General features: G+C 34.1%; 11 protein-coding genes. All 11 read left to right on the top strand.

Translation table 11 applies throughout. From position 1 onward, the window contains the following. Positions 1 to 58: 58 nt before the first annotated feature. The 11 genes from RM520_RS08745 to RM520_RS08695 all read left to right on the top strand — a co-directional run bounded on the left by RM520_RS08745 (position 59) and on the right by RM520_RS08695 (position 17,486). Entirely contained in the window at positions 59 to 592 is a 534-nt protein-coding gene (locus RM520_RS08745; protein WP_311385327.1) for an NADPH-dependent FMN reductase, read from the top strand. Between the two features lie 3 nt (positions 593 to 595). Next, positions 596 to 1,891, top strand: coding sequence for an anthranilate synthase component I family protein (locus RM520_RS08740; protein ID WP_311387745.1), 1,296 nt, complete (start codon positions 596 to 598; stop codon positions 1,889 to 1,891). Positions 1,892 to 1,909: 18 nt separating this feature from the next. Next, on the top strand, positions 1,910 to 3,214 hold the full coding sequence (tilS, locus tag RM520_RS08735; RefSeq protein ID WP_311387744.1) for a tRNA lysidine(34) synthetase TilS: 1,305 nt from the start codon (positions 1,910 to 1,912) through the stop codon (positions 3,212 to 3,214). After that, the gene (locus RM520_RS08730) at positions 3,211 to 5,190 is read left to right on the top strand and encodes a protein-disulfide reductase DsbD family protein (protein WP_311387743.1); all 1,980 of its coding nucleotides are present in this window, start codon (positions 3,211 to 3,213) and stop codon (positions 5,188 to 5,190) included. The genes tilS and RM520_RS08730 overlap by 4 nt, the downstream gene beginning before the upstream one ends. A 48-nt stretch (positions 5,191 to 5,238) precedes the next feature. After that, a complete protein-coding gene (locus RM520_RS08725) occupies positions 5,239 to 7,635 on the top strand; it encodes a penicillin acylase family protein (RefSeq protein ID WP_311387742.1) in 2,397 nt (798 codons plus the stop codon). 71 nt (positions 7,636 to 7,706) lie between these two features. Then, a complete protein-coding gene (locus RM520_RS08720) occupies positions 7,707 to 10,544 on the top strand; it encodes a TonB-dependent receptor (RefSeq protein WP_311387741.1) in 2,838 nt (945 codons plus the stop codon). 20 nt (positions 10,545 to 10,564) lie between these two features. Continuing rightward, the gene (locus tag RM520_RS08715) at positions 10,565 to 11,857 is read left to right on the top strand and encodes a DUF4249 domain-containing protein (protein ID WP_311387740.1); all 1,293 of its coding nucleotides are present in this window, start codon (positions 10,565 to 10,567) and stop codon (positions 11,855 to 11,857) included. After that, complete coding sequence (locus RM520_RS08710; protein ID WP_311387739.1) at positions 11,854 to 13,188, top strand: DUF4249 domain-containing protein; 1,335 nt, start codon at positions 11,854 to 11,856, stop codon at positions 13,186 to 13,188. Before RM520_RS08715 ends, RM520_RS08710 begins: the two co-directional genes overlap by 4 nt. After that, the gene (locus tag RM520_RS08705; RefSeq protein ID WP_311387738.1) at positions 13,188 to 14,402 is read left to right on the top strand and encodes a DUF4249 domain-containing protein; all 1,215 of its coding nucleotides are present in this window, start codon (positions 13,188 to 13,190) and stop codon (positions 14,400 to 14,402) included. The genes RM520_RS08710 and RM520_RS08705 overlap by 1 nt, the downstream gene beginning before the upstream one ends. Beyond that, positions 14,399 to 15,694: a DUF4249 domain-containing protein gene (locus RM520_RS08700; RefSeq protein WP_311387737.1), complete on the top strand. Its 1,296-nt coding sequence runs from the start codon at positions 14,399 to 14,401 to the stop codon at positions 15,692 to 15,694. The genes RM520_RS08705 and RM520_RS08700 overlap by 4 nt, the downstream gene beginning before the upstream one ends. A 10-nt stretch (positions 15,695 to 15,704) precedes the next feature. Then, entirely contained in the window at positions 15,705 to 17,486 is a 1,782-nt protein-coding gene (locus RM520_RS08695) for a hypothetical protein (RefSeq protein ID WP_311387736.1), read from the top strand. Positions 17,487 to 17,530 lie beyond the last annotated feature (44 nt).

The following is a 17,530-nucleotide window of genomic DNA, read 5'->3' as shown; positions in this document are numbered from 1 at the left end:
TTAAGAGAGAAGATCACTTTTTGAGGTATTTTCGTTGAATAATCAATTTTTTTTCAAAATGGCTCAGATTTTAGCATTTGCAGGAAGTAATTCATCTTCTTCAATTAACTATCAGTTAGTGAAATATACAGCGGGTTTAGTTGATAATCATAGTATTACAATGCTTGATTTAGCGAAATACCCCTTTGCCATGTATAGTTCAGATGTCGAACAAAAAGAGGGGTATTCAAACTCCTTGATAGAGCTTAAGAATGATATTCAGAAGGCAGATGGAATCATTTTATCTGTAAATGAACATAATGGAAATTTATCGGCTTACTTTAAAAATGTTCTCGATTGGCTTTCACGTTTAGAAAGAAATTTTTTGGCTGAAACTAATATCTTACTTATGTCAACTTCACCAGGTGGTAGAGGTGGAGTGGGTGCATTAGAATTTGCTAATTCAATGTTACCAAGATTTGGCGCTAAAATTCAAAGCACTTTTTCACTTCCTAGCTTTTCTAATAATTTTTCAGGTTCTAATGGAATTTTAGATGCTGATTTATCAAAAGCGCACGACATTGCATTAAAGACTTTTTTAAATTCGTTATAAGTATTGTCAAGAATAGTTAAGTCCTTTAGGGTTGAGCAGCCTGATAACTTTAAAAAGAGACTGCTTAATTGGGCTCAATCTCATCAAGAAATCGTTTTTCTAGATAGCAATAATCATGACAATAAATACAGTTCTTTTAATGCTGTTTTGGCTGCTAATTCTGTTTCTTGTTTAAAAACAAATGCCACCAATTCATTTGAACGATTATCAAAGTATAAGAATGAGACTAAAGATTGGATTTTTGGATATTTATCTTATGATTTAAAAAACGAGTTAGAAGACCTCACTTCAAGTAATTTTGATGGACTTGGATTTTACTCCTTACATTTTTTTCAACCTCAAAAGCTTATTTTTCTTAAGGGAAATTTAGCTGAATTTCAGTACCTCAACTGCAATCAAGAAACCATTTCAACTGACTTTAAAGAAATTTGTGAAACAGAGTTAAAAAATAATCCAATTACAATTTTTGAAAAACCAAAAATTAGTTTACGTATTCATAAAGATGATTACCTAAATAAAATTTGCCAAGTCTTAAAACGAATTCAAAAAGGTGCTATTTATGAAGTTAATATTTGTCAAGAGTTTTACGCTGAAGAAACTAGAATAGATCCTTTGAGTACTTATGAAAAGCTAAATTCAATTTCAAAAGCGCCCTTCTCTACGTATTTAAAACTTGATAACAATTATGCTTTATGTGCTTCACCCGAACGCTTTTTGAAAAAGAAGAATACTAAACTCATCGCACAACCGATAAAAGGTACGGCGGCAAGATCAAGTAATGCTATAGAAGACTCCATGTTCAAAGCTGGTTTGGCAAATGATCCCAAAGAATTATCAGAGAACATTATGATAACAGATTTGGTCCGTAATGACCTTTCAAAAAATGCTTTAAAAGGTTCGGTTAAGGTCGAAGAGTTATGCAAGGTATATTCGTTCAAACAAGTTCATCAAATGATTTCTACTGTAAGTGCTCAAACTGAGGCTGACCCTATTGATTTAATAAAAGACAGTTTTCCCATGGGTAGTATGACTGGAGCTCCTAAAGTTTCAGCAATGAAAATTATTGAAGAATTTGAGGAGACCAAACGTGGTTTATATAGCGGTGCTGTTGGCTACTTCGATGCAAGCCATAATTTCGATTTTAATGTTATTATCCGAAGTATACTTTATAATTCAAAGAAGAAATTCGTTTCTTATTCCGTGGGAAGTGCAATAACTGCGCAATCAAATCCACAAAACGAGTATCAAGAGTGTTTATTAAAAGCTAAGGCGATGAGAAGTGTTTTAGAACAAAAATGATATCAGTAATTTTGTATTATGTTGGAGGCCTTCAAAAAACATATCAAAACAAATTTTCACTTTTTAGAAGATGCCAAACTTCTGATTGCCTGTAGTGGAGGGTTAGATAGCGTTGTACTTGCAAATTTATCTAAGGATGCTGGGTATAACTTTAGTTTAGCACATTGCAATTATAATTTACGTGGTAAACAAAGTGATGACGATGAGAATTTTGTGGTTGATTTGGCTTTAAAATTTGGTTGTGAAGTACATACAACCTCATTTAATATGGACGATTTTAAAAAAAATGAAAATAGTTCAATTCAAGCAAGCGCCCGTCAACTTCGTTATGAATGGTTTAATGCTTTAGAAGAGCAGTGGGGATACGATTTTGTTTTAACGGCCCATCATGCAGATGATGATTTAGAAACGCATATCATAAACCTTTCTAGAGGAACAGGTATCAAAGGTTTAACAGGAATACCAAAAAAGAATGGTACTATTATTCGGCCATTATTACCGTTCAAACGTTCAGAGATTTTAGCGTTCGCAACTACAAAGAAAATGACTTGGAGAGAAGATAGTAGTAACAATGAAACAAAATATCTTCGCAATAAAATAAGGCATAATATTATTCCACAATTGAAGGAATTGAATGCTAATTTTTTGGATAACTTCAAGAAGACTCAAGAATATTTAAACGAAGCAACGACCTTACTTGGTGTATATAAAAACGAATTGAAGAATAGTCTTTTTCGTAAAGATGACCGAGTTGTTAGAATTGAGATTGAAGCATTAAAATCTAAATTACCTTTAAAAGAGCATTTGTATTTAATATTTGAAGAGTACGGATTTACTCAATGGCTAGATATAGAAAATCTTTTAGAAGCTCCAAGTGGAAAACAAGTATTTTCAAAAACCCATAAGTTAGTCAAGGATAGAGATTTTTTGTTATTGACAGAGTTAGATAAAATCGATGACCATAGTTATACTTTATTTGAAAAAGACACTGAAATTAATAGTCCTATTTCTTTGAAAATAAAAATGGTAAGTGAAATTTCGAAGTCGTGTGGTGACGATTTATTTGTAGATGCCGAAAAGTTAAAGTTTCCCTTATTGTTAAGAAAATGGAACAATGGCGACTATTTTTATCCGTTAGGTATGAAGGGGAAGAAAAAGCTCTCCAAATTTTTCAAAGACGAAAAAGTGGATATTCTTTCAAAGAAGAATATATGGCTGCTATGTTCTGGTAATGATATTGTTTGGATAATTGGTAAAAGAGCAGATGAGCGATTTAAGGTTACGCCAAAAACAGATAAAATTTTAAAATTCGAATTACATTGAAAAAGTATTTAGCTACAACTCTTCTTTTATTCTTATGTTTTTTCACAGGTCATTCACAATCTGATAATGATCCCGCAACTTGGACACATAAAGTTCAGAAAGTTTCTGATTCCGTTTATAATATTGAATTCACTGCTAAGATTTTTAAAGACTGGTATATTTATTCATTATACACTGCTGAAGGAGGTTCAATGCCTAGTGAATTTGAATTTGTTGGGGCTGGTGTTGATTATGAATTGATTGGTAAAACGGAAGAAGGAAAAACATATACTAAGTACACTGAAGTATTTGATTTAGATGAAACTTTTCATAAAGAAGAAGCTCTTTTCAAACAGAAAATAAAGCTTTTAAAGCCTGATTTAAAACAAATTACGGTTAATTTATATTATCAAATTTGTAAAGAGGTATGTATTCTTAAAGAACAAGTTTTTGAAGTTTCATTAGACGGAACGACTTTTGTTACAGAAGAAAAAACCATTGATGATCGGAGTGCAGCCTTAACCAACAATTTAAAGCTTGATCTAAAAAATTCTGAGCTTTTAGAACAAACAGAACTCAATTCAGTCGAGGGAAGTTCAGCACTTTGGATGGTTTTCGGATTGGGTTTTCTTGGAGGTTTAATAGCCTTATTTACACCCTGTGTATTTCCATTAATTCCGCTAACAGTTTCATTTTTTACAAAACAATCGGATAATAAATCCAAGGGTATTGTAAACGCGATTTTATATGGTCTGTTTATAGTGCTAATTTATTTTCTATTAAGTCTGCCTTTTCATTTATTTGACTCAGTAGATTCTCAAATATTAAATACCATTGCAACCAATATTTGGTTGAATGTATTCTTCTTTATCATTTTTGTGTTTTTCGCTTTTTCTTTCTTTGGATATTATGAACTCACCTTGCCAAATTCATGGGCAAATAGAATGGATGCTGCATCAACCAAGGTTGGTGGTGTTTTAGGTATCTTTTTTATGGCATTGACTTTAGCAATAGTTTCTTTCTCTTGCACAGGGCCAATTTTAGGGGGTTTATTAGGTAGTACCACCTTAGCTGAAGGTAGTGTAGCGACTAATCTTACTTTCGGAATGACTGGTTTTGGACTAGCTTTAGCCTTGCCTTTTGCGCTTTTTGCGCTTTTTCCTGCATGGTTAAATTCCTTACCAAAGTCTGGTGGATGGATGACCACTGTTAAAGTTATACTTGGCTTTTTAGAGCTTGCTTTGGCATTTAAGTTTTTATCTAATGCTGACTTAGTAGGTAATTGGGGTATTCTTAAACGCGAGATTTTCTTAAGCATTTGGATTATTATTTTTGCTTTAATGACCTTGTATTTATTAGGGGTTTTTCGCTTTAAACATGATGGTCCAAAGCAAAAGCTATCATTAACAAGAAAAGGCTTGGGTGTCGTTAGTTTAATAACAACCATTTATTTATTGTTTGGGACTTTAAACCTTACTGGTCTAAAGGTTTTAAGTGGTTTTCCTCCACCTGAATTTTATAGTATTAATGAAAATGTCTCTGACTGCCCTCTGGGCTTAAACTGTTTTAAAGATTTTGATGAAGGCGTGGCCTTTGCAAAATCTGAAAACAAACCAATTTTAATAGATTTTACGGGATGGGCTTGTGTTAATTGTCGTAGAATGGAAGAAAATGTATGGAGCCAACCGAGTATTTTTCAAATGCTAAAAGATGATTATGTGCTCATCTCGTTGTATGTAGATGATAGAAAAGAACTTAAGAAAGAAGAACAGTTTGATTTTCAGTATGATTCTGGGCGGATTAAAAAAATTAAAACCATTGGTCAAAAATGGGGAACTTTTCAAACCATTAATTTTAATTCGGCTTCTCAGCCTTATTATGCTTTGTTGACACCTGATTTTGAAGTGTTAAATTCTGGTGTTCAGTATGTTGATGCGATTACCTATGAAGCTTGGTTGAAAGATGGGTTAAGCAGATATAAGAATTCTATAAAATAAGTCTTAGTTTTTCGCTATTTTAGGCAGACTAATTTTAGTTTCCTCCTTATGCGAAAAATTAAAAAACTTCTCCTTTCTCTAGGCCTTTTACTTTTTGTAATTCTATTAGCGGGGTTTATATTTATAAACACACTAACGCCTACTTATTCAGGTGAAAAAGACTTAGCCGGTCTCGCACAAGAAGCTACGGTTTATTTTGATCAATATGGAGTTCCTCATATTTATGCTGATAATGAAGAAGATGCGCTACGTACTTTAGGTTATGTTCATGCCCAAGATAGACTTTGGCAAATGGAATTACTTAGAAGGGCGGGTTCAGGCAGATTGTCAGAGATTTTCGGAGAGCTTACTTTAGAAACGGATAAGTTTTTCTTATCCTTAGGTATTGATGAGCATAATGAAGAGGCTCTAGCCAATTTAGATACATCGCATCCAAGTATTGCTTTGTCTAATGCATATTTAGACGGAATAAATCAATTTATTGATGAAGGGCCCACACCGGTTGAATTTTATCTAACCGGCTTAAAAAAGCAAAAATTTGTTTTAAAAGATGTTTACAATGCAGTTGCCTACATGGGTTTTACATTTAATAAAGGGGCAAGAGATATTGTAAACACTAATCTTCTTCAAGTACTTGATACTGCTCACACTAATGAGCTTTTCAAAAATAATCCAGCAGATGAAATCAATATACCAGTACATAGAGATTCTTCTATTTCAGATTTAGTAGCCATTCAACATAAAATTAAACAGGCTTTAGAAAATTTACCTATCCCTGAAATTTATGGCAGTAATAGTTGGGTTTTGGCACCAGAAAAAACTGCTAATGGAAAAGTGCTTTTTGAAAATGATCCGCACATTGCTCAAGCACAACCAGCTGTTTGGTATGAAGCACATCTAGTAACTCCAACTTATGAAAAATACGGATATTACCTTGCTGGAGTTCCATTTCCACTATTGTCACATGATAGAACAATGGTTCATGGTTTTACCATGCTGGCTAATGATGACACCAACTTTTATTACGAAGAGCAACATCCTACGGATACCACACTTTATCGTTATAAAGAGGAATGGAGAAAATTTGAATATGTAACGAAATCTATTCTTGTTAAAGATATGGAAGCTGTTAGCTTTCAAATTAAAAGAACACATCGTGGACCTTTAGTGAATGCAAATTACGCAAATAGAACAAGAGTTGAAGGGGAGCGTTTAGTAAGTATCCATTGGTTATTCACGCAGTTTGAGAATAAATTAATTCAGGGACTTTACGGAATAAATCATGCTTCTAACATTGATGAGTTTAGTCAATCTTTACCCTACATTCATGCACCTGGTCTAAATGTGATGTATGGCGATAATGAAGGTAATGTGGCCTGGTGGGGTACAGCAAAATTGTATAGAATGCCAGACAGTACTAGTACAAAGTTTATATTAAATGGCGCAAGCGGTGAAGACGACCCCATTGAATATTTGAGTTTTGACAAAAATCCGAGATCAATAAATCCATCAAGTAATTACGTGTATTCTGCAAATAATCAACCTGATTCTACTTCAGGCATGTATGTACCTGGCTATTTTGCTAATTCTTCCCGTAGAGCTGGTAGAATCATAGATTTATTAGAGGCCAAAAAGGAAGGTTGGACAAAAGATGATATGGCTAAAATGGCCAATGATATTACATTAAGAACAGGCTCTGATTTTATGAATTCTTGTTTAATTGAATTGGAATTAAAAGGATTATCCGATGAGCAAGTTGCTTATTTAGATATTATGAAATCTTGGGATGGTAAGTTTGGCTTAACGAGTCTAGGTGCTGTTTTCTTTGAAAAGATGGAAGCTAATGTGCACCTAAACCTTTTTTCAGATGAATTTTCAACCAACGAGGAATATAACTCTTATGGTGCCCAATTAAAACTTGATAAAGTTTTCGACAACCCTTTGTCTCTTTGGTGGGACGATGTAAGAACAAATGAAGAAAAAGAGACTAGAAAACAAATAATTAATAAAGCATTTAAAGATACTTGGCAGCAACTAAAATTAGAGTTAGGCCAAGATTATAAGACTTGGACGTGGGATAGGGTGCATTATTTAGAACATGATCACCCCATAGGTCGAGTACCTTCGTTAAAAAAGTATTTTACGGTTGGTCCTTTCCCTTCATCTGGCACTTCCGGAACACTCAATAATCAGGGTTTTAGGACCCAAGACGATGGACGTTATAAGGTAAGTAGTATTCCATCGACTAGACGCATTGTTGATTTTTCTGATGTAGAAAATAGTATTAGCATTTTACCTACTGGGCAATCAGGAAATCCATTAAGCAAACATTACAAAGATCAAGCAGAAATGTACGTCAATGGTGAATTCCGAAAAATGATGATGAATAAAAATGATATCATTAATAATTCACTCGACATTTTAAAGTTTACTCCAAAAGAGTAGATATAACTTTCTAAGATTAGCTTTTCTTACATTGGTTTTGTATTTTACATACAGCTAATTCAAACAATTGTATGTCTAATTCTACAAAACCTATTATTTTTATAGGGTATTCACCGTTTCTAGCAGTGAAATCGAGTCGTTTTTTCTTCATTCTCCTAGTCGCTTTATTCACTAAAATTACAACAAGAGCACAAACTGAAGTAAAATTATCAGGTGATTATTTAAATACTTCTCTTAAAGAGGTTATTTTGAAAATTGAATCTGAAACAGCTTATCAAATCTATTTTATTGACGAATGGGTTTCAAATGATTCCATTTCAGTTTCTTTTCAAAATTTAGAGTTGGTAGATGCTTTGAATAAGATTCTTGAAGAAACGACTTTAAATTACTACGTTAAAGAAGACGAGAAACGCATATTTCTTCTTGAGAATACAATAGTATATGATGAATTGCCAAGAGGGTTTTTTGGTAGAGAAGAAAATTCTTCGAATCCAAATAACGTCGCTGTCAGAACAAATGCTCCACCTCCAACATTTTATAATGAAAACACTCGAAAAACCAAACGTAAATATGCAGTTGCGCGAGTTGGAAAAAGCGACCCAAACAATTTAAGAGAGACCTATAATTTAAAGGGTAGGGCAATAAACGCAAGAACTGGTGAAGCTGTTCAAGATTTGGCCATAAGAATTAAAGGTAGCTCAATAATTACAGTTACTAATGAGTCTGGTAATTACGAACTTGAGTTACCAGCTGGGTACAATGTTATTAGTGTTAGAGCAATGGGTATTGCGGCCTCTGAACGTGAAGTTATTATGTATAATGATGGCAGCCTTGATTTAGTATTGGAAGAGGGTTTACAACAGTTAGATGAAGTTGTGGTTGAAGCTGACGCTGCAAAAAATGTGGAAGAGGCTATTACTGGCAGTGAGCAAATCGATTCTGAAGAGTCTAAAAATATCCCATTAGTTTTAGGAGAACGGGATATTTTACAAGTTGCCAAAGCATTACCCGGTATTTCTTCTGCTGGCGAGGGTGCTACAGGTTTGAATGTAAGGGGTGGTAAAACAGACCAAAATTTGGTTTTACTTGATGATGCGGTAATCTACAATCCACAACACTTTTTTGGAATTTTTCAAGCTTTAAATCCTTTTACAACAAAAGGCGTAGATATTTATAAAGGAGCAATCCCGGTTGAATTTGGAGGAAGGCTTTCTTCAGTATTTGATATAAGAACTAAGAATGGAAATGTAGAAGAAATTGCAGGTGAAGGTTCAATTGGACCAGTTACCGGAAATTTAGCTTTAGAGCTTCCTTTAAAGAAAGACCACTCTTCACTCGTAATAGGTGCAAGAGGTGCCTATGCGGACTGGATTTTAAGATCTTTAGATGACGAATCTTTGAACAATAGTAATGCATCCTTTTTTGACGGTATTATGAAATATCATAATAAGATAAATGATAATAATGAGGTGAAGGCTACTGCGTATTATAGTCGCGATGCTTTTAGTATCACCTCTGACTCATTATATAATTACAGTAATAGATTGTTTTCAACACGATGGGATCATCGTTTTAATGAAAAAACTACTGGTGCTCTTGTATTAGGTAATAGCAATTACGGTTTCGGAATTGATTTTGATGGTGAGGCCAATACCGATTTCAATTTAGATTATAGTATAAATGAAACTGAGCTTAAATACAAACTAAGAACGATTTTAAATGATAAGAATGCTTTAGATTACGGTATATCAGCCAAATATTATTCTGTTAACCCAGGTAGTATTCAACCAAACGGGAATGAATCTAATATTAGTTCCATTTTTATTGATGATGAACAAGCTATTGAAGGAGCTTTATATCTTGGAGATGAAATTAAGCTTAGTGATAAACTCTTAGTAGATTTAGGTGTTCGATATGCATTTTTTGCTGCGCTAGGCTCTGGTACTCAAAGAACATATCAAGATGGCCTTCCTCGAAATGAATCTACAGTTCAAGATACCATAAGTTATGGTAGGGGTGAAGTAATAGAAACTTACGGTGGCCCAGAGGCTCGTGTTTCAGCTAGGTATTTGTTCACTCCTGACTTTTCGATTAAGGCAAGTTTTAATAATTCGTATCAATTTTTACATACGTTATCCAATAATACTACTGTTTCACCCATTGATACTTGGAAATTATCTGATTTAAATATTAAACCTCAAACGGGTTACCAAGCTTCTTTAGGACTGTATAAAAACTTTAAAGAGAATGAATATGAGGTTAGTCTTGAAGGGTATTATAAACTCATGGATAATGTTTTAGACTTTAAAACTGGTGCTGATTTATTCTTAAACGAAAATGTAGAGACCGAGGTATTGCAAGGAGATGGTAAGGCTTATGGCGTAGAGTTTTTATTAAAGAAAAATAAAGGACGTTTAAATGGGTGGTTAGGCTATACTTATTCAAGGTCTTTATACCGTTTTGCCAGTGAGTTCAGTGAAGAACGTGTAAATAACGGTGAGTTCTTCCCTTCAAATTTTGATAAACCCCATGATGTAAGTTTAATAGCTAATTATCGCTTTACAAGAAGATATAGTGTTTCTGCCAATTTTGTTTACCAAACAGGACGACCAGTTACTTACCCCATAGGTACATTTCGATTCAATAATGCCGATTTTGTAGCTTTTAGTAATCGTAATGAATTCAGAATACCAGATTTTTTCAGATTAGACCTTGGGGTAAACATTGAGGGTAATCATAAAAAGCAAAAATTAGCACACAGTTTTGTTACCATTTCAGTGTACAATGTACTAGGTAGAAATAATCCATATTCCGTGTTTTTTGTAACTGAAGATGGTGAGGTAAAGGCATTGCAGAGTTCAATTTTTGCAATTCCAATTCCTTCTATCACCTATAATTTTAAGTTTTAAGATTGCTAAAAAAGAAAAAGATGAAAAAGAAAATTAAATGGCTCTCTCTTTTATGCTTATCACCCGTTTTTTTTGGTTGTGTTGAAGAATTTGAACCAGAAAACATAACGGAAGTTTTGGAGGGAGCGCTAGTGGTTGATGCCAGAATTTCTGATCAAAATATGCAACACACTATTTTTTTAACTAGAACCTTTCCTTTTGAGGCCGCTATGCCTATACAAGAGAGCGGAGCGCAGGTTAATATTCTAGATGATTTAGGAAATAGTATTAATTTTTCAGAAACAGCACCTGGTACTTATAATACTAGTTCTGCTATAACATTACAACACAATAGAGCTTATACTCTTGAAATTACTACCGTTGACGGTGTAAGATATAGTTCCAATGCTGAGGCCATGCCTAGTAGGGTTGAAGTGGCAGAAGTTCATGCTGAAAGAAGAGTCAATAGTTCAGAAACAGAAGGCATAGCTATTTTAGTTGATAATCAAGATAATGCCTCACAACCTAACTACTTCAGATATGAATATGATGAGACCTATAAGGTAGTGGCACCTGATTTTAATCCTTTTACTTGGGACGTTATTGATTATGATTTTTTCTGTGAAGATGACGATGGGTGGGAGGTAACTGTTGCCCCTCGAGGAGAAGACGCCAATATTTGTTTCGCAAATGAAAAATCAAATGATATTATTCTTGCCACCACTGCGAACTTAACATCAAATAATTTAGACGATTATGAGGTTCGTTTCTTGGGTACTGATAATTATGCCATATCACATCGCTATAGCATTCTAGTGAAGCAATATCATCATGATATTAATGCCGCTTCTTTTTTTAATAGTCTCAATGATTTTTCTAGTTCGGAGAGTATTTTCAGTAACGTTCAAACAGGGCAATTAGAAGGAAATATAAATGTGGAAAATTCAGATGTAGCCATAGTATTCGGATATTTTGAATTGAGCTCGTACAGCGAAAAACGACTGTTCTTCAATTATGAAGATTTTTTTCCAAATGAACCTTTACCTCCTTACATTATTAATTGTGATTTCACAAGTGGACCTGAATTATATCCCGAAGGATTTCATGCTACGGTTATAGATGGGAAGGTCGTTATTGATGGAACATCAAACTCTCCTTTGATTGATGGTATTTTAGCGGGTTTATTGGGCTATGTCGGGGATAATGAAAATTACTTAGAAGTTGATGAAGCCGGTGAGGCTGATGGGTCTCCCTTTTTAACAAAAGCACTTGGCTGTGTTGATTGTCGAGTTTATGGTAATAATACGCCTCCTGATTTTTGGATTGAAGAATGAAGCTGTCAAAGATTATAAAACTAATTGCATTCAAATCACTCGTTTTAGTGGCGGCTTGTTTTATGTCTTGTGTTGATGTTTTAGATATTGAGGATATTACCAATAGTGATGGTAATGGTTTATTAGTTGTTGAAGCAATCCTCACAGATGAATTAAAGAATCAAGTGGTGTACCTAAGTCGAAGTGATAATAGATCCGACTTAGAGCGTGATACTACTTTTATCCCTTTTCTCACTCCTGGTTTACGTCCAAGAGATACTGTAAGCGTTGAAGAGGGAGCGATAATTAAATTATTAGATAACGAAGGACGTGAATTTGCTTTCACTGAGTCTAGAGGAGGAGTATATAATTCTAATGAAGTTTTTGCATTACAAATGGGGACTACATATCAATTAGATATTACAACAAGGGACGGTAACGAATATATTTCAAAAACGATGGAGATTCAAGGAAAAGCCGCTATTGAAAATGTTTATACTGAAAGGGCAGTCAGTGAATCAGGGGCAGACGGTGTAGCAATATTTGTAGATAGTCAACCAATCGAAGGTGTAACCGAGAATTATAGATATGATTATGTAGAAACCTACAAGGTAATTGCCCCTTTATGGTCTAACCAAGAATTTAAATTAACAAACTACACTTTATGCCCAGAATCGGAGTATACTTTAGAGGTAGTTGACCGTGAAGTGCAGAATAGAGTCTGTTATAATACTATTGATTCTAATACTGTTATTCAAACGAGTACCTTCAATAATACTACTGACAATATAGAGCGATTTATGGTACGGTTTATAGGAAAAGACAACTTTATTATCACCCATAGATATAGCATTTTGGTAAAGCAATATGTGCAATCATTAGAATCGTATACATTTTACGAAACTTTACGCAAGTTCTCTAGCTCAGAGAGTTTATTTTCTCAAATACAACCAGGTGAACTATTAGCCAATATCTCAAGAAAAGATGGAAACACGGAACCTGTTTTAGGTTGGTTTGAGGCAGTTAGTGTAGCACAGCAGCGGATATTTTTTGATTTTGAGGACTTATTCCCAGAAGAGGAATTACCTGATTACCCTTTTAATTGCCAACTCTTATCTGTTCCAGAACGTATTTTATGGTGTCCACGTGGTGCACCAGAGCAATTAAGAGATGGATGTCCACCTGGGGCGATTGAGGGAATAGTCGGAAATTTTTATACGTATTATGCTGGTGATGAACCCGAATTGGCACCAAACAGTACCTGCCCAGGCCCATATGTGGTAACCACCAATATTTGCGGAGATTGCCGGTTGTTGGGTGATAATGTTGAACCTGAATTTTGGATAGAGTAATGAGTAAGACAATTAAAATATATGCCTTTTTTATGGTGCTTTGCTTTTTCTCATGCGTAGAACCTTTTGATATTCCTTTTGTCGAGGTAGAGGGCGAACCTGCAATCGAAAAATTATTAGTCGTTGAAGCAACGATTACTAATGAATTGAAACAACATGATGTCTTTTTGAGTAGCGGTAATAGTTTTGAAAGTGAGGGTATTCAATTTGTTCAAAATGCCGAAGTATCCATTAGTGATAACCTTGGCAATATTATAAACTTTTCTGAAATTGCTCCTGGTCATTATCAATCACAAATAGCATTTCAAGCTGTTTCTGATGTTGAGTACCAATTGTTCATTACATCTGGCGGAAAAAATTATGAAGCAGCACCGACAAGTTTGCCGAATAGCGCTAGCATAGAGAATATAAAAGCTGAAAGAATAACAACAGATCTTAATGCGGAAGGTGTTGCAATCTATATTGATGCAAATTTTGATGATATTGGAACTCCTTTTTTACGCTATCAATATGAAGAAACCTATAAAATTATAGCGCCTCTTTGGTCGCCATTTGATATGATTGTAACGGACCCTAATCCGCCTTTTGCTTTTGATTTGATACCAAGGGAACAAGAAGAGCGCGTTTGTTATGGTACTCGAGTTTCAAACGATATCATTCAAAGTGAAGGTTTTGATGTTAGCGGTAATACCCTTAACAATGTTTTGGTTCGGTTTATTTCAAGAGATGACTTTATAATTTCACATCGATATAGTATACTAGTAAAGCAATTTGTGCAATCGCCAGATGCATTTGCATTTTATCAGACCTTGAATGATTTCTCAAGTGATGAAAGTGTATTTACTGATATTCAGCCCGGGTTTATTCAAGGGAATATATCAAATATGGCCGATTCAAGTGAAAAGGTAATCGGATTTTTTGAAGTTGCCAATGTAAGTGAAACTCGGTTGTTTTTTAATTATGAAGATTTATTTCCTGATGAAGATTTGCCTCCATATGCCATTAACTGCAGTTTTTTAAGTGCTCCGCCTACTATTACCCCTGCTAACACTTCTCCTTTAAAAGATATTATTGAAAGTGGAGAATTCGTTTATGTTAGAGATACAAATGGTACCGTAGAAGATGGTGGACCATACTTTGTTGCAAGAAGAGCCTGTGGAGATTGTACTGCATTGGGAAGTAATGTGGTACCTGAATTTTGGATAGAAGAATGAAAAAAGTAATCTACATTTTTGTTATGCTTATATGCAATTTCTCTTGTATAGAAGAGGTTGCTATAGATACTCAGTTGCAAGCAGAGGTTGCAATTGAAAGTATTTTGATTGTAGAGGCAACAATAACCGATGAATTAATAAATCAAGAGGTCATTTTATCTAGAGGCTCTAATTTTACAAATGATAGTCTTGTTAATTATGAAAATAATGCAGTTGTTACTGTAGTTGATGACATCGGAACCACATTTTCGTTTACAGCTAGTGAAAATGGAAAATACTTTTCTTCAGAGCCTTTTGCTGCTCAAAATGGGCGTTCGTATGCTCTTTTTGTCACAACTAGTGACGGTGAAAAATACGAATCAGAATCTGTTGTAAGTGCAGGTGTTTCAACTATTGATAATGTTTTTGCCGAGCGTATTATTAGTAATAATGAGGTTGAGGGAATGGCCATTTTTGTAGATAGTTCAAACCCATCGGGTGATTTTAATAATTACCGATACACTTATGAAGAAACTTATAAAATTATTGCCCCTAACTGGACTTCAAGTGAATTTGAAATAATTCAAGCGGAATTTGAGCAAGTATTTGATGAAAATACTGGTGAACTGATAGAAGTTTTATACCCTGATGTTAGCTTAGTTCCAAGAACTCAAGAAGAAGAAATATGTTACAATACGGTAGTCTCAAATAGTATTATACTTTCAGATGGATTAATTCTTAATGAAAATAGTATTGATAAAAATCAAGTTCGGTTTATTAATAGGAATAATCCAATTCTATCGCATCGCTACAGCATTTTGGTAAAGCAATTTTTACAATCTCCTGATGCTGCTAATTTTTACAATACTCTTTTTCAATTTTCTCAAAGTGAAAGCTTATTTAGCGAAATCCAACCAGGGCTGATTGAGGGTAATATAAAATCAACTAGTAATGCTGAGAATATCGTAATTGGTTATTTTGAAGTCGCTAGCGTAACAACGGAACGTTTATTTTTTAATTACGAAGACTTTTTCCCAGAGGAAGCTTTGCCTCCTTATTTTAATGATTTAAACTGTAATAATGTTTTTGCTCCGCCGCTTTATAACCCTTTAAGAGATGGAGAAATTCCATTGGATGAGTGCGGAACCCCGCGTTCTTTGATTAGTTATTTACAAGCTGAAGAAATAGAATTTTTATTAGGAAATGCTAATCCACCAGGTTTATGTCAAGGCCCATATTTTGTGACGCAACGAGCATGTGGTGATTGTACCGCTTTAGGAAGTAATATAGTACCTGATTTTTGGACAGAATAAAATTTAAATTATGAAGAAATTAATTGTATTTGTTGGCCTATTAATTGGCTTGGGTTTTAGCCTTAAAGCACAATATGTTATAAAAGATGGTAGTGAATTATTGAATCTTCAAAAATTACCTCAAGAAAAGGCGTACATAGATCATACGGGTCCTTTACATTTTTCTGGTGAATATTTGTACTATGCCTTTTATTGCTTTAATGCTCAAAGTAATAAACTCACTAATATTAGCAAAGTGGCTTATGTTGCATTAGTAGATGAAAATCAGAATTATATATTTGAACATAAAATTAAATTAACAAAGGGCCTTGGACAAGGTGATTTTTTTATTAGCACTGATATTCCTTCAGGAAAGTATAAATTATTAGGCTATACCCAATGGATGAAAAATTCAGGATTAAGCCAAGTATTTAAAGATGACATCATTATCGTTAACCCATATATGGTTGATCAGTCTAGTATTATAGCTTCAACTACTGATAGTGTGCAAAGAAGCTACAATTTAAACCGGGATAAAGTAGTTTTAGACTCTTCAATGATTACTCTTTCTTTAGATAAACTTCAATTTGAACCACGTGAAAAAATCAATCTTGCTGTCACCAATTATAAAGGATATTTGGGTAATGGTTCTTATACTATTAAAGTTCAAAAGAAAGACGAAATACCGGTTAAAAGTGCAGTTAATGCAATTGCATATGCCACTGATTATTTCAATGTTGATAAACAAATTTCACAAAGGGTTGGAGATAGTTTGTTTTTGCCTGAGCAACGCGGAGAGCTTTTTTATGGACAAGTTAGTGATGCCAATACCGGAGAGGTCGTAACAGATATGCCTATCGTGCTTTCCATACCAGGGAAAGAGTTTTTATTAAAATTTTCTCAAACCGATGAGAATGGAAATTTTTATTCCTATCTCAGAAAAGACTACAAGAACCCGGTAGCGGTTATTCAAATTGAAGATGAATCAAAATCGTACAGCATAAAAAAAGGAGCTATAGCCAAATTGAATACTGAAGACTTAAGTTTTTCAGATTTTACCTTATCAAAAGAGCATGCAGAAAGTATTAAAGAACGAAGTATATTAAATCAAATTGAGAATCAATTTTTTACTGCAAAACCAGATTCTATTTTACAAGGCGACCCCATTGATCCATTTGATGGAGGTATTCCTGAGGTCGTGCTCTTAGATGAGTATACTCGTTTTCCAACATTGGAAGAAACACTTGTGGAAGTCATCACAAATGCTGGTTATCGCAACGGAGGTAAAGAAAATGACTATGTCAAGGTGGCACAAGATTTTGAAACCTTCAATGAAGATTTTAATAGTTTTCCAGCTATAGTTTTAATTGATGGGGTTTTTATTCCTAATCATGAGAAAATCAGAGAATTTGATGCTAGAAGAATAGAGAAAATAAGCTTAATTCGCGATCAATTTAGATTAGGCGGTAAAGACTATCAGGGCATTGTTTCTATAGAAACTTTTGAAAGTGATTTTTTAGTTGATTATTCGAATGATAATAGCCTATTGGTTGATTTGGATAAACCAATTACTAAAAAGAATTACTATCAACAAACCTACGCTCCAGATGAAATGGCTTTTTCAAGAGTACCTGATTACAGAACATTATTGTATTGGAAACCACAATTGGTGGTTGAAGGAAGCAGTTATACTTTAGATTTTTTCACTTCTGATGTTGAAGGAACTTATGAAATAACTTTTAATGGCTTTACTACCTATGGTAAGCCTTTAACAATTAAAAAAGAGTTTGTGGTAAGCCGCAGTACCCCTTGATTTTTAAGGGTTGACTAAAAATGTTACTTTTAGAGACAAACACT

Origin of the sequence: Croceitalea vernalis, assembly GCF_031846405.1 — a bacterium.
Taxonomy (GTDB): domain Bacteria; phylum Bacteroidota; class Bacteroidia; order Flavobacteriales; family Flavobacteriaceae; genus Croceitalea; species Croceitalea vernalis.
The sequence above is the reverse complement of the archived record's forward strand: the minus strand, read 5'-3'. Positions and strand labels throughout refer to the sequence as shown.